Source organism: Bermanella marisrubri (assembly GCF_012295615.1).
Lineage (GTDB): Bacteria > Pseudomonadota > Gammaproteobacteria > Pseudomonadales > Oceanobacteraceae > Bermanella > Bermanella marisrubri.
Genome location: NZ_CP051183.1, coordinates 2141710 through 2162807, shown reverse-complemented (window position 1 = coordinate 2162807; position 21098 = coordinate 2141710). Strand labels below are relative to the sequence as shown.

Below are 21098 nucleotides of genomic sequence, written 5' to 3'. Positions count from 1 at the left end.
TAAGTTGGTTTTAAAGTGGACTGGTAGTTCAGTTGGTTAGAATACCGGCCTGTCACGCCGGGGGTCGCGAGTTCGAGTCTCGTCCAGTCCGCCACTTTAAATTCATCATAGGCACAGTTTGGGTGATTAGCTCAGCTGGGAGAGCACCTCCCTTACAAGGAGGGGGTCGGCAGTTCGATCCTGTCATCACCCACCAACTTTAATTAATAAGTTGGATCCCAAAAAGTGGACTGGTAGTTCAGTTGGTTAGAATACCGGCCTGTCACGCCGGGGGTCGCGAGTTCGAGTCTCGTCCAGTCCGCCACTTTTCCTTTATGTATAATTCTTTTGACCTGGGTCGCGAGCTGAAGCGTCAGCCCGGTCGTAGTCTCGTCCAGTCCGCCACTTTTCCTTTATATATAATTCTTTTGACCTGAGTCGCGAGCTGAAGCGTCAGCCCGGTCGTAGTCTCGTCCAGTCCGCCACTTTTCCTATGTATCTGATTATTTCGTTACATTTCTTATAATCTCGACTTTTCTTACTAATTAGTTGTTCGTAATTTGAACTATTTGTCATATAAGTGTCATATTTATTGCGTATATTTTGATGCACGTACGTCTAGGAGGACAAATATGAGTGATTACGAAGAGGAGCTTTTAGAAACTTTTGAATTTGATGACGACGATGTCGTTGATGATGGTTTCGAGCTTTAACTTACGGTTCCCAGGCAAGCATGGCATTCAGCCATCGGCTTGGGGCAAATAAAATCTTTATTTCATTTCTGTTTAAACCTTATCAGCCTTACTCAAGCGCTTCGTTTAATTTTCCTATATTGACCAGGTGACAACGACGTCCATCGCTTAAATGCGCGCTGAAATGCCGTAGGTGAGCTGAAGCCTAGTAGATAAGCGATTTCGCCGATCGCGAGATCTGTATCCTTCATATAACTCTCAGCCAGTCCGCGGCGAGTTTCATTCAGTAGATTTTGAAAAGAAGTATCGTGATCTTGTAATTTGCGCCTTAATGTCCACGGTGGCATACCTAGGCTATCTGCTACTTGCTCAATGGTCGGAGTTTGACCCTCTAAGAGTGGGCCTATCTCGTCCATGACTTTTTCGCTTAAGTCTCGCTCTCTACTCGCTTGCGCTAGACGCTCATCACAAATGCTTTTTAGGTTGAGGAATGCATTTTTATCGTGCTGGAGTAGAGGCCAACTTAGAGCGTCAGACTTAATGATGAGAGCATTCCTCTGCTGTCCAAATAGAACAGGACATTCAAAGTAGTCCTCGTAAGCACTCGCGTAATCAGGCGCTGCAAATTCAACCTCCACGCGCTCAACTGCACCGCTGCGCCCGCACATCCATTCTAAAATTTTATGCTGGGATGCGAGCACTGAATCAACAACAAAGAGGTTGTAATCATTGTATGGGCTGATTGAATAGAAAGACGCAACGCCTTTGCCTTGATCCATATAGAAGCGTGATTGCCCTCGGCAATTGGTGCTGGATAAGCGTTCGTAGTGGGCAATGATTAAGCAGGCAGACTCTATGTCTTTGGCGGTCATGGCTAAAAAACCGGGTAGGCCCAGTAGAGGAATGCGAACACGCTTGCCCATCTCTAGACCTAGGTCTGCGCGACCGGTTTGTTCAATGGCGGCGAATCCCAAACGCATAAAGCGTGGAATGCTTATACGACCTTCAGGTTGTGATAATTTGCTATCCGAAAGACTAAACTGCTGTTGAAGCTCTCGACTGTTCCCGCCCAGCGCGTCTGCGGTTTCGAGTAGGCTTCGGGCATAACTGACGGAAATGTCCCCAAGTTTCATGCTTAATTTGTTTACTTTGGCTAGAATTTTGTTCAAACAGGATATAGTCAAAGTGTATCAGGGAAATTAATCTGAAAACCAGTGCTGAACGTTCAATAAAAAAATAAATAACGACAATTATCAGTTTTTGGAGAGAGCCATGTCCCAATACGAGCATCTTTTAGCCCCACTTGATTTAGGATTCACTCAGGCACGTAGCCGCGTATTAATGGGTTCAATGCATACCGGTCTTGAAGAGAGAAAAGGCGGTTGGGAGCGTCAGGCGGAGTACTTTCGTCAACGTGCAGAAGGGGGCGTAGGTATCATTGTAACAGGTGGTATTGGTCCGAATACTCAAGGTGTAGGAGTTCAGGGTGGTGCTATTTTAAATGATGAAAAAGAGGTTCCAAATCACAAGATAGTGACGGATGCTGTGCACGAGGTGGATGGCGCACTTATATGCATGCAAATACTTCATACCGGCCGCTACGCCTATAATAATGAAGCGGTCGCGCCGTCTGCTGTGAAGTCCCCAATCCATCCATTTCCACCAAAAGAATTAAGCAAAGACGAAATCGAAGTTCAAATTCAAGATTTTGTGAATTGTGCCTTATTAGCCCAGAAAGCCGGTTACGATGGTGTTGAGATTATGGGTTCTGAAGGCTACTTCATTAATCAGTTTATTGTGACGCGTACTAATAAGCGTGACGACGAGTGGGGCGGTAGCTATGAGAATCGTATTCGTCTAGCCAAAGAAGTTGTGCGTCGTACCCGTGAAGCGGTGGGCGAAAAATTCATTATTATTTTTAGACTGTCCATGCTGGATCTAGTGGAAGAAGGCAGTACTTGGGAAGAAATTGTTTATTTGGGTAAAGAACTAGAGAAGTGTGGTGTAACTATCATTAATACAGGGATTGGTTGGCACGAAGCTCGTGTTCCAACGATTGCCACTAGTGTTCCCCGTGCAGCGTTTGTTGAAGTCACAGCGCGTATGAAAAAAGAACTAAGCGTGCCGCTCATAACTACGAACCGTATTAATGACCCAGACGTTGCGAATAGCATTATTGCTGAAGGACAGGCGGATATGGTGTCTATGGCTCGTCCCATGCTAGCTGACCCGTATTTTGTGAGTAAGGCGGCTGAAGGTCGGGCGGATGAGATAAATACCTGTATTGGCTGTAATCAGGCGTGTTTAGATCATGTCTTTAGTGGCGGTGAAGTCTCCTGTTTGGTGAATCCTTATGCTTGCAATGAAACTAAACTGGTTCTCGAGCCTGCTACAACGAAAAAGAAAGTGGCGGTTGTTGGAGCTGGGCCTGCTGGATTAGCCGCGGCGACCACAGCAGCGGAGCGTGGCCATGATGTCACATTGTTTGATGCTGATGGGGAAATTGGCGGTCAGTTTAATATTGCCAAGCAAATTCCTGGTAAAGAGGAATTTCACGAAACCATTCGCTATTTTGCCAAAATGATTGAAAAGCATGGTGTTAATCTTCAGTTAAACACAAAAGTTGATGCTGAATCATTGCAGAAAGCTGGCTTTGACGAGGTATTCTTAGCCACGGGTATTGAGCCTCGTATGCCTGATATTCCTGATATCAATCATGAGAAAGTTATGGGCTATTTAGATGTCCTCAAGCATAAAAAGCCAGTGGGTAAAAAAGTTGCCGTAATTGGTGCGGGCGGCATTGGTTTTGATGTGAGTGAGTACCTGACACACGGTGAGAAGCTGCCTAGTCTAGACAAGCAAGCTTTCATGGAAGAATGGGGCGTTGATTTGACTGTCTCCCATGCCGGAGGCCTCAATACCGATCCTAAGGTTGAACCATCTCCTAGAGAGGTATTTTTGCTGCAACGTAAGAAGTCCAAAGTTGGAGCTGGTTTGGGTAAAACTACTGGCTGGATTCATCGCACGACCCTCAAGCATAAGGGGGTGCATATGATGAATAATGTGTCTTACAGTAAAATCGATGACCAAGGTCTGCACATTCTTGTGAATGATGAGCCAAAAGTCTTAGAAGTCGATAATGTTATTGTTTGTGCGGGACAAGACCCGAAACGAGATATGTATGATGCGTTACAGGCTGCTGGGATATCTACCCACTTGATTGGTGGTGCGGACAAAGCGGCCGAGCTAGATGCTAAGCGTGCAATCAAGCAGGGCACAGAGTTAGCACTTCAAGTCTAAGCCATTTGGATGGATTAATGGGGTCTTCATGGTTTCGGTTAATGGAGACCCTCATTAATTTTGCGCAACGACCGGATTTGACCAAATCTTACACAGGAATCTGATAATTTCGTCACACCTACATGGCCAAATCTCACCTAAACTCATTCCATCTGGTCGAAAGTTAGGGAAGATATGGCAACTCAATCATTACTTGTGCAAACCGAAAAGGGCTATGGCAGTAATAGTGCCTATTGCTTGTTCTCGGGCAAAGATATAAGCCAAATCCTCGGACATGAGGCTTTTGAAAAGGCTCTGGAACGTCAGCGAACATTTCAAGAGCGTGGCTCAATTTCTCTAGCTTATGTGGAGTATAACGATTCTGGGCTGATTCAAGCCGTGGTATTGTTCAAACTGCCGTTGGATGACGATGGCCGCTGTGCTGAGGGATGGCATATGCCATTGCAACGTCTTGCTCATACCGCGGGTCGAGGACCTAACCTAGGTAGTGGGCGTATTCGCTTGGCGTGTCGCAGTCAGTGTTCTATATCTTGGTTGCAGCCCTTGTTGTGGGATCCAACACCTCGAATTTTTGCCAATCTTAAGCAAGTGGTTGCTAAGCACGCTAAAGAATTGCCTGGACAAGCTGAAATTAATACCGACTTTTTAATTCGTCAGTTCCGAAACGAAACGGCCGGATATCGAAATGAATTACAGCAGCTTCAGCAAGAGCTTGAGCAGCAACGCCTCTTAAATGAACGCTTATTGAATAAGTTAAATACGCAGCCTGTGAATACCTCAGTAGAGTCGATGAGCAAAGAAGAGCGTATTGATCATCATGTATTGCGTCAGAAAGCAGAGCGTCAGGCTATGAGAATTAGAGAATTGGAAGTGACTAATGAAAAACTAAGACAATCACAATCTCAAACTGATGAACCTAAGATCGTAGAGGCCATGCAGCAAAACGAGGTTATGAGTGTCGTATTTCACCCAGGGGCAGGACACATTAATCTTTCGCCCTATGAGCTCATCGAATACTTACAAGACCCTAAAGCCTATGCAGCTCACTATTTAGGTATGAGTAAATTTCATTACGGCCAGTGGCTTAAACATTATGAATCGGGATGTTGTGAGGTTTGCGATGAGAAAATTGCCATTATTGCTGATCCACAAATTTTTGATGCTGAAGTGGATATCTACTGTGACGCTCATAAGCCTATTGCATGATGCTTGGCTTATGACAGACTAACGCCCACACAAGTACGGGCGTTTTATATGTCTTCTATTCAGTTAATTGAGCATCCTCTATTTAAACAACAGAAAGTTACTGTCTGTGTAAAACGCGATGATCAAGTGCATCCGATCATCAGTGGTAACAAATGGTATAAATTAAAATATCATTTCCAGGCTTTTTTTGGTGGTCAATATGATTGCTTGGCCAGCTTTGGTGGCCCTTACAGTAACCATTTGCATGCGTTGGCTTATGCTGGAAAGGAGAAAGGTGTTAGGACTATAGGTTTTATTCGAGGCGAACAAATTCTACCGTTGAATCCTACTCTAAGAGATTGTGTTGATTGGGGGATGACCTTAATTCCCATCTCACGACAACAATACAAACTCAAGCATGACCTTAGAACTTTAAAAGCGTATCAAGCCTTTTATCCGAATATGTACATAATACCTGAGGGGGGCAGTGGTATTTTGGGCGTAAAAGGTAGCATGGGCATGGTAAGCGTTGAACAAGCCAAAAGCTTTGACCATATTGTTGTGGCCGCCGGTACAGGAACCACCGCAGCAGGTATTATTGCTAACGTGTCTAGTGCCACTAAAGTTCATGTCATAGCGGCGTTAAAGGCCAAGCAATGGCTTGAGAACGAAATTAGTCATTATCTCGATGAACTCTGTATATCAGGGAAGCAATGGTCGGTATTTGAAGACTATACATTTGGTGGTTATGCCAAACGACCACGAGAGCTATTGGACTTTATTGAACGGGAAAATAAATTCCTACCACTTGAGCCAATTTATACGGCTAAAGCGTGGTTTGCTTTACATGAAATGATACACGAGCAAATAATTCCTTCGAACGAGCGAGTCTTATTTATCCATACTGGTGGCTTGCAAGGCTGGCGCTAAAGCCTGCAATGGGCGATAACACCACAGATCACTGGTGTCGCCCATTGCGCCTATTATGGCATTAAGCGACTTCGCTTGAGTCTTCTCGACTGCCCTCTGTCGCGCTTTTGCTACGATACTGAGCAGGACTCATTCCCACATATTTAATGAAGATACGATCTAAGGTGCGACGACCAGAGAATCCGATTTTCATTGCGATTTGTTCGATGCTTTGTTTGTTTTCTTCAAGCATGGTCTTCGCTTCATCAATACGCGATTGCGTAAGAATAGACTTAAGCGAAGTGCCTTCTTGCTGAAGGTGGCGATTCAAGGTGCGTGAACTGATATGAAACAATTCTGCGACTTCTTTTTGCGTGGCGCTGAACTCAATACGGTTCTGCGTTAATGCTTGGCGAATACGATCGCTTAGCAGAGCGCGGTTATTGATTTTCTCGGCCAGGTTTTTCACTTCTGTTTTTATCATATTCATAATGTGTGGGTTCGACTGGTGAAGTTGCTTGTCAAGCCAGAAAGCAGGGAATACTGCTGATACTTCCTGACAGTTAAACCGGACGGGAGCACGTAACCATCTTTCGTACGACGCCATGTAGCTCGGAGGACTAAATGGCAACAAAAGTTGGGTAAGTTTGAATTCACGACCGCACACTTGTCGCAGCCAATGGCAAGTGATGGATAGGACTAAGTCCATTCTTACTCTTTGCTCTTCGGTAAAAGAGTGGGCAAGAGGGAACGAAATTTTGACGCTACCATCGCCTTTGCGACTGAATGTTGGCGGTGCTTCATCACTGAACAAGATAAAGTAACGGTTGAGGTAGACCAATGCTTCACTCAGCGTCGAACAGCATAAAAGAAGGTGTTGTAATAGATTATACGAACGCGCCTCTAAGCTGGCTCCAGCGCTTAGACCTAGATCCATCTTATTACTGATCGACACAAGACCGTTGAACAACGCATCCACCTGGGACACAGGCAGACGATTGTCTGGATCTTTCAGTAAATCAGGGTTAATACCTGCTTTGCTAATAGCAGTGCGAGTATCGAATCCCATGGATTTCACATGGCTGATTACTGGATTGATGAGTGATACAGATACACAGTCGGAAGTCACCGTACTGATCCTTGTTTTTATTTTTATTGTTGGGATCTCTGTCCTTAAGTTACTAAATGCACTAAATGTGCCATATGTATTAGAACCGAAAACATGGCAGGTATTGGCTAGGTTTTTTTAATGAAAATGGTTTAATTAGCTTGGTTCTTTAAGTGTTTGTTGTTACCTCTTGTAACCAAACAGGTAACAACATGGGTAAGAAAAGTGTGAATATTTTACCCTTTCCTTTAAATTAGAAGTGGATTTGCAGGCTTGTAGTGATCCCCTCAAATGTATTTTTCGGGTAATCAATAGCGTTCATAGTGACGATCGCGTATTCCGTTCTGAATGAAACCCAAGAGAATGGCTTTAGTATAAAACCATAGCCGTACCAAAAGTCTACAGCCTGATGAGATTCGCCTTCTTCTGTGAGGCGACAGTAGCTGGTGGTACCGCAATCATTAATGTTCGTTGCATCAGCGAGATCGTTTACCTCGTTGCCGTCTGCATCGACGGGTGTTTCAGCACCAAAAATTGTGACTCGAGTTGTATCACTTTGCCAAGCCAAAAAGCTTACTCGAGCATAAAGTTGAAACCAATTGTTCACTGATTTTTTGAACTTGAGTCCAGCACTGATACCTTGAGTTTCGGCGGAAGTGATACCGTTAAATTCGTTTCCTCCAAAATCACCAAAACCAATATTCTCAAATCGAGCGGCTTCGTCATTGTCTTCGTCTGCTGGAATGTATGTAGGATCATCGAACCGGCTTTCACCGTAATTGATATAACCCCATTCTAAATCAAGCCAATCTGTTAGTTCCGTGCCAAAATCGAAGCGATAACCATCGTCGACTTCGTCATAGCTGTTTGTGCTAGTCAAACTGTATCCAGCGCCTAAATAACCGGCTTGGCTTGGCAATGCTAAAAATAGGCATGCGATGGAAATGATAATTCGCATCATTGAAACTCTCGTTATTATTGTTTTCTGTGAGAAAGTGCGAGGTATTCTAACCAGACAGGTGACGTCTGTCATGGTTTTTAAATTGGGCTTACATTGAATAAATCAGTAAAAAGTACCAAACCCATCTGTGTTAAGCAGATTCTTATTCGGCGCTTTTATTATTCATATTAGTTTCTTTGGGACTCTCACTGGTTTGCGTGTCGACAATAACTGACTTGTTAGCATTGTTGTCTGGATTTACCTGTGTTGACTTAGCAGGTGTAGGCGGTTGAGGGTCAACTGAATTTGATCTTGCTTTGTTCTGAGCATCTTCTAGTAAGCGTTCGAGTTTTTTGATGCGTTGCTGTAATTGCTGGTTCTCGTTTTGTGTTCGGTTTTGTTCAAGTTGTTGTTCAAGCTTAGATTTGGCTTGCTTTGCTAGAATTTCGGCTGTTTGCGCTAGGGCAATAGACTGACTATTTAACGGGAGATGAGTGACGTCTTTCTCGCCTAGAGCGGTACCAATTCGCATCAGGAACTGTTCGATCGATAATATGTGCTTTTCTGCAGATTTAGAATCCAGTCGCAACAGGGGTTTCGCTGCTTGAGCCACATGCAGTGCGTGCTGGGCAAGGCGAACAGCATTTTGCGAGTCAATCTTAATTTGCTCTCGTTGCTTGGGCTGCTGTTTAATTAACTCTTCAAGTCGATCCATGGCTTTCTCTGCTTCAGCATAGGACTGAGCTGCAAATTCATCCGCATCGACATCTTCTGCACTTTCGAGCGCAATTTCCACCGGGCGAAGAAAGATCACCCGCAGAGTTTCAATTTCTAATTCATAAATGTCGTTTAGCAAGCTTTTTTGCTCATCTGCCAACTCAGATGTATTGCCTTGTTCAATGAGTTCAATGGTCTCTTGAATGTCAGCTTGGATATCTTGGAAATCTGACGCTAAATATTGATTCGCTTTCAAGCCCCGAAGCATATCCATGCCCCTAAATACATCATCTAGTTGCTGCAGAGCCAAGGGTTTTATGGCTAAACCACGCTTGAAAAATGCTTCTGCCTTTAAGGCTTCGGTCATGGCTAAAGCTTGGTTATTCGCATTTAAAGCAGATTCCGCTTTGGTCATGGCGGTTTCGCCATTGGCCATGTAGTTTGGGCTGTAGAAATATAGATCTTCTTTTCGTGCGTCAGTCTGTATATTGCGTACCCGCTCGAATACGCTTTCAATAGAAACGTCCGCACTTTGGGCTTGCTCAATTGCTTGCATTTCAATTTGCTTTGTATCTTTTAACTGAGGGCCCGCGCAGGCAGAAACAAGAACCGGTAAAATTATCAGGCTAAGGCGAAGAAGCATGAGAGGTCCTTATTAGAGTGATAAGTATTAATTCGTAAGACTTCGAAGAGCTCAGTTTTTGGATTTTAGTGTAGCTCTAATGCTTTAAACTTTTGCGTTACCAGTATTTTGGCATCTCGTAAAACCGCACGCTTATTTGTTTCTTCTAGCTCAAAACGTTGCTTATCTAACTCAAAGCGTTGTTTTGGCTTTAGTGCTTTGTACGCATCGTGAGTTGGCATGTGAGCAGTGGCCTCATAATGCGCTTTTATGGAACTGAACTCTGGTTGGAAGCGCAGGTCTTCATCAAGACGATCCATCAGGACTGTCAGGCGCATACAGCCCTCTGTAATCTCGCACTGTTCTTGGACCATGGCATTGGCAATGAACCGAATATCTGATGCAATTTCTTCCTGCTTGTTGCGCCAAGCCGCTTCACCTTCAGCAATCGCTTTTCTTTGCGCGTCTTTTGCGTGCTTTAACTTGACCAAATAATAAGCCGCGATTCCGCTCAATATGACAATAACAGCGATGGCTGCTGTAACTAAATAAACCATACTACCTCCGAGATTTGTACCTATTATGGGGTTTCATAAGGAATTCACAAGGGGCTCGAGTGTTGTTTAGTCCTGGCTTAGGCGGCAGCTTTTAGCGTGGTTGCTTTCTACATAGCGCACTTTAGATGAGCTTTTTCCACGCTGGTTAGAGACCTCGAAGTAGGGGCGTTGCATATTTAAGTCACAAGTTTGGTTTTTAGCTTTTGTGTTCGTTGTCATTTTGATTCTCCAAAGCCTCAAATGCTTCATGTGTACTCATATAGATTTGACCTGGAGCTAAAAGTTTCTCTAAATGTAAATGTTGCAGTTTGTCCATAATAGGGCCTTTCACCTCGGCCAGATGAGTGAGGATACCTTCCTTTTTTTGTCTGCGAATGATGCTTTCTAACCTTTCTAGTCCGTCGCTGTCGATTTGATTGACCGCTGAAAAGACCAATAGGAGATGCCTAGTTTTTGGATGATCGAAAATAGCTCGAGCGATAAAATCTTCTATGTTTTCAGCGTTGGCAAACGTTAGTCCTTCATCTATTCGAATCGCCAACACATGAGGATGGGTTTCGACTTTGTGTCTGCGTACATTTCTAAAATGGCTTGTATTTGGGATACGACCGATAATGGCGATATGTGGGTGGGCTGCGTTTCGAAGCAAAAATGCAATGGAAAGGCCAACGCCGATCATTATGCCGCTTTCAACGCCCAGAATAAAAACACCCAAAAAACTGGCAAGCCAAATGGCATTGTCTTGTGGGTGTATTTTCCAATGGCTATAGAGTGGCGATAGATCAATCAGGCTCCAAACGGCCATGGCGATAATAGCACCGAGCACGGGTTTCATCATGTAATTGATGGATTCTGGAATAAAATTGATGAATAGCAGAACGAATAATGCTGTGAACACCCCAGCCAGCGGAGACGTAGAACCAGCTTCTTCATTGACCATCGTCCGCCCAAATCCACCGGCTACCGGAAAGGCGCCCGAGAACCCTGCGATGATATTGGCGCTGCCTAATCCCATTAGCTCTTGATTGGGAGATATACGTTCATCATGTTTTTTTGCCACAACTTTAGCCACCGAAGTGCTTTCTAAGAACACTAACACAGAGATAATGACAGCACTCGGAAGCAGGGTTAATAGCGTATTTGAGAGTGCGTTCGTATCCTGATTCCACGGTGAGAAAAGGGTGAAGATGTCACCAGTGGCATGATAACCAATCGTTTCTATTTTCAAATTTGGCAGGTTTAAGGCGATTATCATACCGGCAAGTAGAACCATTAAAGGGCCTAGCTTGTTCAAGGGCGATGGCATAAAACCTTTCACAATTATTAGTGAAATAAGGCTGAGCGTGCTTAGTAGAAGGCTTGGAAGGTGCCACGTGTTGACGTTGAATACATCAGAAGGCAAACCAAGCATTAGTTCGAGCTGCTTGAATATGATCAAAACAGCGGCGGCAGATGTGAAACCTTGAATGACAGGATGGCCTATAAAATTTACCAACTTACCTAGGCTCAGGAATCGAATAGTCAGTAGGATTGTTCCGACCATTAAGGCTAACAAAGGAACGCTTAGAGCTATTTCATTGGCACTCATGTCAGTAGTAGCCTCAGCAACCATGAGGCTGACAATTGCGACGGGGCCGACTGCCATCGACCGACTGCCGCCAAATAAAGCGTAAGCGATTAAAGGAAGTGTGGCTGCAGCGAGAGCAATATTTGCTGGCACATTGGCCAATAGGCCATAGCCGATGGCTTGCGGAATGATCAGAAAGGCTACAATGATGCCCGCAGAAAGGTTATTACCCAACTCCAGAGGTTTGCTGCGCCATGGAACGAACATCTCTAGTTTGTCACCAGATCTGCACAATAAATGCTTTGTAATACGTCGATAATGGCTTTCGCCTTAGTGCCATGTAACGCGTAATAGATTGTTTGAGCATCTCGGCGGGTTTGCACAAGATCCTCTCTTCTTAGCCAAGCTAGATGTTGGCTTAATGCACTTTGGCTTAATGTGAGTCGTTCGTTTAGCTCTGATACGCTCAGTTCTCCTTGACCTAGTGAACACAGAATCATCAGGCGATTTTCATTGGCCAGTGCTTTAAGAAGTTGTGACGCGTCGCGCGCGTGCTTTTGCATCTCTTCTGCGAGAATAGGTGTATCCATAAAAGTTCTCATATACAGTTGATCTTTCTAATATTAGCATAACTAATTTAGGTAAATCTAATATAGAGTGTGGGGCTCTTAATTTAGGCATAAAAAGCCAATGTGTTGTGCAATCTAATTATAATCTGCTAGTTTTTAAGAAAAACCATCATGGATAGGTACGAGTATGGCCTTCTCAAATCGCTGGATTACTGCTGACGGTACGTTTCAAAATGATCCGATTACAATCCGCTATCGCGATGGTGTCGAAGATGAAAAGGGGTCTGGTCAGTACCCACATTGTATTCAGATTGTTTGGGAAGCGTCTGATGTGGATGCAGACACCGGATATCCAAATCAGGCTGAACTCATAAAGATAGATGCGTTTAACCAAAAACTGATGCAAGCCATAGAGAGCAAGCCATGTGGTCTGTTGGTGATGGTTCTTACTTCTCAAGGGATTAATCAATGGATTCTTTATGCGACAAGCAATGAAGAAGTTACATTGGCGCTAGATTCTATTCCAACGGATACAGGTCTGTATCCGATTGAAGTCTCCTCGGAAGAGGATGCGGATTGGTTGGTATTTACCCAATTACGCGACGCGATCAAAACACAATAATATCATCCAAAATATCTTGCCATGCGTAACTACAGGTCATACTGTAGCAATACACTTCAGTAAAATTAATAAGGAGAAAAACATGGCAACAGTAACTCTTCAAGGCAATGCGTTTGAAACCTGCGGAGAATTGCCGAAGGTAGGTAATCAAGCCCCAGACTTCAAGCTGACTCAAGTTGACCTCGCCGATTTAACATTAGCCGATCTTAAGGGCAGTAACATCGTCCTAAACATTTTCCCATCGGTAGATACACCAACTTGTGCGACTTCGGTGCGCAAATTTAATGAAAAGGCATCTTCTTTAGATAATACTAAAGTGGTCTGTGTTTCTGCTGATCTTCCTTTTGCCATGAATCGCTTTTGCGGTGCAGAAGGGCTCGAAAACGTTATCAATGGTTCAAGTTTCCGCTCAAGTTTTGGTAAAGACTATGGTGTTGATTTCGCTACAGGACCTTTGACTGGCTTGCTATCCAGAGCCGTTGTGGTTATCAATGCCGACGGCAAGGTAATTTATACCGAGCAAGTGGCAGAAACTGCGGATGAGCCAGATTACGAAGAAGCATTGAAAGCTTTGGCTTAATTGTTGTCGTTTAAAGTGATAATAAAAAAGGGCCATTTGGCCCTTTTTTCTTGGATGTTAAACGGATTGACCTTTTAAACTTCGAAGTCTTTGACGTTCCCGTTCAGCCTCTTTTTCTTGGCGATGTTGCTCAATGGTCTTTTTCACATCCGAACCTATATGCGCTTCACCGCGTTTCTTAGCCAACTCCACTTGACGCTCTCGCTCAGCAAAGCGTTGGCGTTGTTCTTCAGTTAGCTTGTCATAACAATGCGGGCAGCTCACTCCTTTTTGATACTTTTCACTTTGCTTTTCCTCTTCGGTGATTGGCAAGCGACAAGCATGGCATTGATCATACTGACCTTTCTCTAACTGATGATTGACGGTGACGCGTTCATCAAAAACAAAGCATTCGCCATCCCACATTGTTTCTTCTTGCGGTACTTCCTCAAGGTATTTAAGGATGCCGCCTTTAAGGTGATAAACTTCGTCGAAGCCTTGCTCTTTCAAGTACGCAGTGGATTTCTCACAGCGGATGCCACCGGTACAGAACATAGCAACTTTTTTATTTTTATTGGGATCTAGATTTTCTTTTACGTATTGAGGGAATTCTCGAAAGGTCTCTGTATTCGGATTGATCGCATTTTTGAACGTGCCCACTTGGAACTCATAATCATTGCGTGTATCGACCAAAACAACATCAGGGTCACTGATCAAATCATTCCAATCTTTAGCTTCGACGTAGGTACCAACCACGCGCTTGGGATCAATACCCTCAACACCCATGGTCACAATTTCTTTCTTGAGTTTCACTTTTGTACGGTGGAAAGGGGGGGTGTCGGTATACGATTCTTTATAATCAATATCCGCTAGGCGTTCGTCTTTACGCAACCAATCAAGTAAGGCGTCGATGGCCGTTCGACTTCCAGCCACGGTGCCATTGATACCCTCGTTGGCAAGTAGAAGTGTACCGCGTATACCCTGAGTTTCCATGAAGTTATGAAGGGGTGCGCGGATGGATTGATAGTCATCTAGTGTGACAAACTTGTACATGGCGCATACGACAATGCTGCCTTGAGTTTCACTCATATAGCTTCTCCTGCTCACCGAAACGTAAATTCGGCGCTTGGTTGATTTTGAGGGCGCAATTATAGGGATGATGACGGGAAAGTGAAGGGCCCAAAGGCCCTTTTTTATTTATATAATGTTACTGACCGTAGCGACCCTGTAGCATTTCAAAAACAGCGCGAACCCCCATTGCCTCTCCGCCAGAAGGACGGCCAGGAAGCGTCCGGTTGTTCCAAGCCATTACATCGAAATGGATCCAAGGCGTGTCGTTTTCAATGAACGCCTGAAGATAGAGCGCAGCTGTAATCGCGCCGCCAAACGGCGAAGCCGCGCTGTTGACCATATCGGCAACATCACTCTTAATCATATCTTTGTACGGGGTGTGTAAAGGCAGCTGCCAAACCGGATCTTGTGTTTGACTGCCAGCTTGGAACAGGGCATGGGCTATTTCATTGCTATTGCTAAAGTAGCCAGGCAGCTCTGTACCCAGTGCAATTCGACACGCACCCGTCAGGGTGGCGAAATCAATGATAAGGTCTGGATTTTGTTCACAAGCATCGGTTAACGCGTCACAAAGGACGAGACGTCCTTCTGCATCCGTGTTGTCGATTTCTACTTTCAATCCCTTTCTTGTATTGAGCACATCACCGGGTCGGAAAGCATTGGCGCTGACAGCGTTTTCTACCGCGGGAATTAATACCCGCAATTGAACGGGTAGGGCATGGCTCATGACCAAGTGAGCAACACCCAATACGTGAGCAGCACCACCCATGTCTTTTTTCATAAGCCGCATAGCATTGGCTGGTTTAAGATCAAGGCCGCCGCTATCAAAGCACACTCCTTTACCAACAAGTGTGACCTTTGGGTCCGACTCCTTACCCCACTTGAGTTCCAGTAAGCGCGGTCGATTTTCGCTAGCACGTCCAACAGCATGGATCATTGGGTAGTTTTGCTCAATTAATGAAGCATCTACGATTTCATTAAACGAGCCGTTGAATTCTTCAGCTAGGTACTTGGTCGTAGCTGCAAGATCCTGAGGCATCATATCGCCTGCTGGGGTGTTCACAAGGTCCCTAACGAGTGTGACGGCTTGGATTTGGCGCTGCGCCTCTTCATATAAATTTTTGTCAGGGATTGCCAGAGTGATATGGGTCTGATCCTCTTGCTGTTTTAAATAGCGAGAAAATTGATAGGTGGCTAATCCCCAAGTCATGGCAAGATTGTCACCATATGGGCTATCTTCTAATTTATATTGCTGCGCTGGGAGTTGTTTAGGAAGATTAGCAAAGGCCCATAAATCACTTGGATCGGCACTAACGGCGATTGCCAACGCGGTCTCACCTTTGATATTCGGAATAGTGGCTGCACCGGATTTGTGTAGGTGTAATGGCTGTAAGATATTCTGCGTAAAGCTATCTTGCAGTTGCAGCCAGCTTTCGTATTCAGTAACTGAAAATAATTTCAATGGAATGCCATCTTGGCTATGCACAATACTGTCACAGTGGCGGCTGGTACACGTCATTGAATCAGACATAAACTTCCTTTAGATCAAGCGGTTAGTAAGATCTTAGCATGAATATTGGAGGGGTAGGTACTTAGGAAGCAGGCATAAAAAAAGCGGCCTCAGCCGCTTTTTTTGCTCAAGCAAGATTATGCAGGTTCTACATCTTCCGCTTGTAGGCCTTTTTGGCCCTGAGTCACAGTCATCGTAACTTGTTGGCCTTCTGCCAATGTGCGACGACCAGATCCTTGGATTGCGCTGTAATGTACGAATACATCCTTACCGCCGTCCTGTTGAATGAAGCCGAAGCCTTTTTCATCGTTGAACCATTTAACGGTTCCTGTCACTTTGGACATTTTGCATTTCTCTTTCTATGGGCCAAACAAGTTTGGCATTAAAACCACTGTCGATGACAGCCAAGCGTATTTACTAGAAAATGTTCTAATAAACGAGAATCATGCTACTCGCTATTGATTACAAATAAAACAAAAAATTTCGCTTTTTTATTCGATTTTTGTGAATTTTTTCTTTCAATTATACTTTTGGCTTACATGTTACGTCGATATTCGCCGCCTGCTTCATAGAGGGCGTGACTGATCTGCCCTAAGCTGGCGCACTTAACGGCCTCCATTAACATTGCGAAGGTATTTCCCCTTATTTTTGCAGTGTTTTTTAATTGATTTAATGCTGTTTCAATTTCATCGCGATGTCGCAATTCGAAGGCTTGTATGTTTTTGATTTGCTGGTTTTTTTCCTCTTCACTTGAGCGAGCAAGAGTAAGGTCGGCTGTGACACCGTCGCTATGGTCTGAGATAAAAGTATTAACACCTACAATTTCAAGTGAGCCATCATGTTTTTTATGTTCGTAAAACATGGATTCATCTTGAATTTTAGAACGCTGGTACATGGTGTCCATTGCCCCGAGCACGCCTCCTCGATCATTTAAGCGTTCAAACTCTTCGTAGACAGCCTCTTCCACTAGATCCGTTAACGATTCTATAAAGTAACTGCCCTGAAGGGGGTTTTCACATTGATTCAAACCTAATTCTTTGTTGATGATCATTTGAATCGCTACGGCCCGTCTGACACTTTCTTCCGTGGGCGTGGTAAGTGCTTCATCATAAGCATTAGTGTGTAGGCTGTTGCAATTATCAAACAATGCATACATGGCTTGAAGAGTGGTGCGTATGTCATTGAATTGAATTTCTTGGGCATGCAATGAGCGACCGCTGGTTTGAATGTGGTATTTCAGTTTTTGTGAGCGCTCATTGGCGTTGTATAGATTCTTCAACGCGCGCGCCCAAATCCTGCGTGCTACTCGACCAATGACGGCATATTCCGGATCCATCCCATTGCTGAAGAAAAAGCTTAAATTCGCAGCAAAGTCATCGATATGCATACCGCGACTTAAATAATATTCTACGATTGTGAAGCCATTTGCTAGGGTGAAGGCCAATTGCGTGATGGGATTGGCCCCGGCTTCTGCAATGTGATATCCACTGATGGAAACGCTGTAAAAATTTTTGACCTGATGATCAATAAAATAAGACTGAATATCTCCCATCATATGCATTGCAAATTCAGTAGAAAAAATACAAGTATTTTGTGCTTGATCTTCTTTCAAAATATCCGCTTGAACGGTACCGCGAATTTGCTTGAGAGTGGCAGCTTTGATTTTCTCATAAGTATCTTTATCAAGTACTTGGTCGCCAGTAATGCCCAGCAAGCCTAAACCTAGCCCGTTATTGCCTTCTGGTAATACACCTTCGTACTGCGGGGCTGTTTGATCTTTATATTTTTCTTTCAATGCAGTTTCTAGCTGATGCCACTGGCCGTTTTCTTTTACGTATTTTTCGACTTGCTGATCAATGGCGGCGTTTATAAAAAAAGCAAGAATAATCGGAGCCGGTCCATTGATGGTCATAGAAACAGAAGTACTTGGATCGCATAAGTCAAAACCTGAATAGAGTTTTTTCATATCGTCCAAACTAGCGATGCTCACGCCACTATTACCTACCTTTCCATAAATATCTGGTCGTGATGCTGGATTCTCTCCGTATAGCGTTACGCTATCAAAGGCCGTTGATAAACGAGCGGCTGGTTGTCCTAAGCTTAGGTAGTGGAATCGGCGATTGGTACGCTCTGGTGTACCTTCTCCAGCAAACATACGGATAGGGTCTTCTCCTTGGCGGCGGTAGGGGAAAACACCTGCGGTAAAAGGGTAGTAACCCGGTAAGTTTTCTTGGGTTAAATACAGTGCCCATTCACCCCAATCAGAACTATTTAATGGAGCGACTTTGCATATAGATAGATGACTCAAGCTCTCACGATAGTTTTCACCTTTGATGGTTTTATCTCGAACCTGATATTCATAAGTTTCATCTTTTACGTCTTGTTTATTTTTAGGCCAAGCGATTAACTGTGTACGTAAATCAGCATCGATGGCATGCAAAGCCTCTTGGTAATATTGGCGAAGGGCTTGCCATTCGTATGCTTGGGATAGAACGTTTGATTCGTAATATTCTAATGGAGTGGGAAGTAACGGATCTTTCAGCGCTTTAAGGGTTTCGTATAGGTGTTGCGCTCGTGAGGCATATTCTTTTTGTTGTATGGCAAATTGTGATTGCTTGCGACCATTCTCTGCGATTTCTGCGAGATAGCGAGTTCGTGAACCAGGAATTAACGCAAGACCTTTTGGGTTCTCTGGCCCAAAGTTAGTTGACAGCTTGGCACCATCTGCCAATTGAGGAAATTGCTTGCAGATACGATTGAGTAAACTTTGAAATAGCCAGTTGACCCCAGGATCATTAAATTGGCTGGCGATGGTAGCGAATACAGGTAATTCATCATCCGCTGTTGTAAATTCATTGCGATTGCGGCGATATTGTTTTCTTACATCTCGTATTGCGTCTTCACTGGCGGCTTTTTCAAATTTGTTGATAACGATGCTGTCGGCAAAATCCAGCATATCAATTTTTTCTAGTTGACTGGCAGCTCCAAATTCACTGGTCATGACATACATAGCGTGATCTACATAGTCGACGATCTCGGAATCGCTTTGTCCGATGCCAGCTGTTTCTACAATGACAAAGTCAAAGTATTGGGCACTCAAAAAATCGATGACATCTTGAAGAATTTCTGTGGTCGACAGATGCTGGCGCCGTGTTGCCATGGATCGCATGAAAATGTTTCCATGGCGTAGGGCATTCATACGAATACGGTCACCTAATAGGGCTCCGCCGGTTCGACGACGGGTTGGATCCACAGCCAATACGGCGATATTGAGGTTGGGCAAGTATTGATTAAATCGGTTGAGCAGTTCGTCGGTCAAGCTAGATTTTCCAGCTCCCCCAGTTCCAGTGATGCCAATGACCGCGGCCTTTTTATTGGCTTTCCAATCAGCGCGAAAGTCGTTAAGCGTATCCTGATTAAATTCATTGTTTTCCAATGCGCTTATCAATTCGGCTACCTGTAAGGGAGTTTTTGCATGATTTTGGTTTGTCTTCGTATTTCGAATGTTTTTCAGACGGCGAGCCTGTGCACGATCAACAACATCGTTAATCATGCCTAATAAACCCATTTGCATACCGTCGTTGGGGTGATAAATACGCTCAACGCCAAATTGGTGTAGCTCATTGATTTCTTCCGGAGTAATGGTTCCTCCACCGCCTCCAAATACAGCAATATGGTTTGCGTCTTTGTTTCTGAGCCCATCGATTAAGTATTTAAAATATTCAAGGTGACCACCTTGGTATGAGCTGATGCAAATGGCGTCGGCGTCTTCATCTATAGCTGTATCAATAACTTCCTGGACGCTGCGGTTGTGACCAAGATGAATAACTTCAACCCCCTTATCCTGAATAAGCCGACGCATAATATTGATAGCAGCATCATGACCATCAAAAAGACTGGCAGCAGTGACAAATCGTAATGGTGGTGTTGCATTTGAATCACTAGACGACATTTATAAGCCCATTTATTTTTATTCTTGCTCTTATTATTAAAATGAGTCTAGCCTTTGCACCACTGGACGAAAAGGTCGAAATAGGCCCAAAGTGCGAAAGGGTGTAAAACGCCAATCTTAATGGAAGAAATGGTCATAAACGATAGGCGTTTTTTCTAGATGTTAAATCAGTGTGCGTACGCTAGTTAGATTTAGCCTGATTGGCTTGACTCTTCAGCATGAAAAAGATGCCTACAAGGATCAAAGATGAAGCAATAATAAAGGAGAGGGTAATCGGTTCTTGGTTGACAACAATGCCACCCAATGCGGCAATGATCGGCACGCTCAGTTGTAATACACCTGCAATCAGGCCACTAAAATGAGGCAATACTTGGTACCACAACCAATAGCCAAGGGCCGAAGTGACGACACCTGAGAATATTGCAAGTAAAACTCCGGTTGAGCTAAATACCGGTTCAACCCAGTAAAAGAATACCAAAGAGAGCAAAGCCAACGGAACGCTTAGGATAAAGTTTCGCGTGGTTGAGGTCTTTGCTGGTAGTGTATTGACCATTCCCATATAGGTGTAACCGGCCCACGCAATACCGCCGATCATCATGATGGCACTTCCAAGCATTGAGGGTCCACTGGACTGTGGTCCTAACCAATACAGCAAACCTGAGAAAGCTAATAGTAAACCAGTTATATCGCTCCCAAGCGTTGGCTGACCATTGAGCTTGTGCTTTATGGCTAAAGTAATCTGAACACTCGCAAACAAAATCAGTGCTCCAGCGGCGGCACCCAACTCTATATAAGCAAAGGAAAAAGTGATGGCATAAAGCCATAACAAAAATGCTGACAACCAAGGTTCAATTGTTTTTAGTTTGGATTTCGTCAAACTTGCTTTTAGCGTATTCCCATTCTTAAAAAGCACCGCAAAAATTAGTAAGGCAGATGCCCCGCTAATAAGTCGCACGATAGTAAACGTATTTGCATCGATACTGCCTTCTGCTAGGGCTAGACGGCATACAACACTGTTGCCTGCAAAGGCAATCAGTGCGATCAGTGTTGTGATGAATAGCTTCATTCAGACTGGTTCGACTTTAACAATTCTCTTAATTCTTTCGCCTTTTGAGAATCCTTTAAAGCATCAAGAATAGCCTGACGAGCATTGCCTTGATCATAGGCTTTTTTACAGCAGTCTTTATAAAGCTTGCCACTTTCACAAGGACAAAGTTCTTTATCGTCACTCATATTTTA

18 protein-coding genes and 3 tRNA genes are annotated in these 21098 nt (G+C 44.1%); 8 read left to right on the top strand and 13 right to left on the bottom strand.

Features of this window, described 5'->3' with window-relative positions; all coding sequences use genetic code 11:
* Positions 1–17 precede the first annotated feature (17 nt).
* The 3 genes from HF888_RS10050 (at position 18) to HF888_RS10040 (ending at position 304) form a co-directional block, all read left to right on the top strand.
* Positions 18–94: transfer RNA gene (locus tag HF888_RS10050), tRNA-Asp, on the top strand.
* Between the two features lie 26 nt (positions 95–120).
* Positions 121–196, top strand: a tRNA-Val gene (locus tag HF888_RS10045).
* A 31-nt stretch (positions 197–227) separates the two neighbouring features.
* Positions 228–304 (top strand) — tRNA-Asp (locus HF888_RS10040).
* Positions 305–784: 480 nt separating this feature from the next.
* Here HF888_RS10040 and HF888_RS10035 read toward each other — a convergent pair.
* Positions 785–1804 (bottom strand): AraC family transcriptional regulator, encoded by a 1020-nt coding sequence (locus tag HF888_RS10035; protein WP_007017192.1) that lies wholly within the window; start codon positions 1802–1804, stop codon positions 785–787.
* A 139-nt stretch (positions 1805–1943) separates the two neighbouring features.
* Here HF888_RS10035 and HF888_RS10030 point away from each other — a divergent pair, with 139 nt between their 5' ends.
* From HF888_RS10030 to HF888_RS10020, 3 genes are all read left to right on the top strand, one after another.
* The gene (locus HF888_RS10030) at positions 1944–3971 is read left to right on the top strand and encodes an NADPH-dependent 2,4-dienoyl-CoA reductase (RefSeq protein WP_007017191.1); all 2028 of its coding nucleotides are present in this window, start codon (positions 1944–1946) and stop codon (positions 3969–3971) included.
* Positions 3972–4145: 174 nt separating this feature from the next.
* A complete protein-coding gene (locus HF888_RS10025) occupies positions 4146–5177 on the top strand; it encodes a hypothetical protein (protein ID WP_007017190.1) in 1032 nt (343 codons plus the stop codon).
* A 48-nt stretch (positions 5178–5225) separates the two neighbouring features.
* Complete coding sequence (locus tag HF888_RS10020) at positions 5226–6086, top strand: 1-aminocyclopropane-1-carboxylate deaminase/D-cysteine desulfhydrase (protein ID WP_007017189.1); 861 nt, start codon at positions 5226–5228, stop codon at positions 6084–6086.
* 61 nt (positions 6087–6147) lie between these two features.
* Here HF888_RS10020 and HF888_RS10015 read toward each other — a convergent pair whose 3' ends face one another.
* From HF888_RS10015 to HF888_RS09990, 6 genes are all read right to left on the bottom strand, one after another.
* A complete protein-coding gene (locus tag HF888_RS10015; protein ID WP_133308423.1) occupies positions 6148–7194 on the bottom strand; it encodes an AraC family transcriptional regulator in 1047 nt (348 codons plus the stop codon).
* 232 nt (positions 7195–7426) lie between these two features.
* Positions 7427–8134, bottom strand: coding sequence for a hypothetical protein (locus HF888_RS10010; RefSeq protein ID WP_007017186.1), 708 nt, complete (start codon positions 8132–8134; stop codon positions 7427–7429).
* Positions 8135–8276: 142 nt separating this feature from the next.
* Positions 8277–9473: a hypothetical protein gene (locus HF888_RS10005; RefSeq protein WP_007017185.1), complete on the bottom strand. Its 1197-nt coding sequence runs from the start codon at positions 9471–9473 to the stop codon at positions 8277–8279.
* A 65-nt stretch (positions 9474–9538) separates the two neighbouring features.
* Positions 9539–10009 carry a DUF2489 domain-containing protein gene (locus HF888_RS10000; protein WP_007017184.1) on the bottom strand — a complete coding sequence of 157 codons (471 nt, stop codon included), beginning with the start codon at positions 10007–10009 and terminating at the stop codon, positions 9539–9541.
* Between the two features lie 196 nt (positions 10010–10205).
* Positions 10206–11810: a SulP family inorganic anion transporter gene (locus HF888_RS09995; protein ID WP_165837016.1), complete on the bottom strand. Its 1605-nt coding sequence runs from the start codon at positions 11808–11810 to the stop codon at positions 10206–10208.
* Between the two features lie 35 nt (positions 11811–11845).
* Entirely contained in the window at positions 11846–12166 is a 321-nt protein-coding gene (locus tag HF888_RS09990; protein WP_007017182.1) for an ArsR/SmtB family transcription factor, read from the bottom strand.
* A gap of 166 nt (positions 12167–12332) precedes the next feature.
* Here HF888_RS09990 and HF888_RS09985 point away from each other — a divergent pair, with 166 nt between their 5' ends.
* Together HF888_RS09985 and tpx are read left to right on the top strand one after the other, a co-directional pair.
* Positions 12333–12767: a DUF695 domain-containing protein gene (locus HF888_RS09985; protein WP_007017181.1), complete on the top strand. Its 435-nt coding sequence runs from the start codon at positions 12333–12335 to the stop codon at positions 12765–12767.
* An 82-nt stretch (positions 12768–12849) separates the two neighbouring features.
* A complete protein-coding gene (tpx, locus tag HF888_RS09980; RefSeq protein ID WP_007017180.1) occupies positions 12850–13347 on the top strand; it encodes a thiol peroxidase in 498 nt (165 codons plus the stop codon).
* A 57-nt stretch (positions 13348–13404) separates the two neighbouring features.
* Here tpx and trhO read toward each other — a convergent pair whose 3' ends face one another.
* The 6 genes from trhO to HF888_RS09950 all read right to left on the bottom strand — a co-directional run bounded on the left by trhO (position 13405) and on the right by HF888_RS09950 (position 21092).
* Positions 13405–14415 (bottom strand): oxygen-dependent tRNA uridine(34) hydroxylase TrhO, encoded by a 1011-nt coding sequence (trhO, locus tag HF888_RS09975; RefSeq protein ID WP_007017179.1) that lies wholly within the window; start codon positions 14413–14415, stop codon positions 13405–13407.
* Between the two features lie 118 nt (positions 14416–14533).
* Positions 14534–15928 carry a leucyl aminopeptidase family protein gene (locus HF888_RS09970; protein WP_007017178.1) on the bottom strand — a complete coding sequence of 465 codons (1395 nt, stop codon included), beginning with the start codon at positions 15926–15928 and terminating at the stop codon, positions 14534–14536.
* 116 nt (positions 15929–16044) lie between these two features.
* Positions 16045–16251, bottom strand: coding sequence for a cold-shock protein (locus HF888_RS09965; RefSeq protein ID WP_007017177.1), 207 nt, complete (start codon positions 16249–16251; stop codon positions 16045–16047).
* A 191-nt stretch (positions 16252–16442) separates the two neighbouring features.
* On the bottom strand, positions 16443–19859 hold the full coding sequence (locus HF888_RS09960; RefSeq protein ID WP_007017176.1) for a methylmalonyl-CoA mutase family protein: 3417 nt from the start codon (positions 19857–19859) through the stop codon (positions 16443–16445).
* Between the two features lie 181 nt (positions 19860–20040).
* Positions 20041–20925 carry a DMT family transporter gene (locus HF888_RS09955; protein WP_007017175.1) on the bottom strand — a complete coding sequence of 295 codons (885 nt, stop codon included), beginning with the start codon at positions 20923–20925 and terminating at the stop codon, positions 20041–20043.
* On the bottom strand, positions 20922–21092 hold the full coding sequence (locus tag HF888_RS09950; protein WP_007017174.1) for an SEC-C metal-binding domain-containing protein: 171 nt from the start codon (positions 21090–21092) through the stop codon (positions 20922–20924). The genes HF888_RS09955 and HF888_RS09950 overlap by 4 nt, the downstream gene beginning before the upstream one ends.
* Positions 21093–21098: the final 6 nt, after the last annotated feature.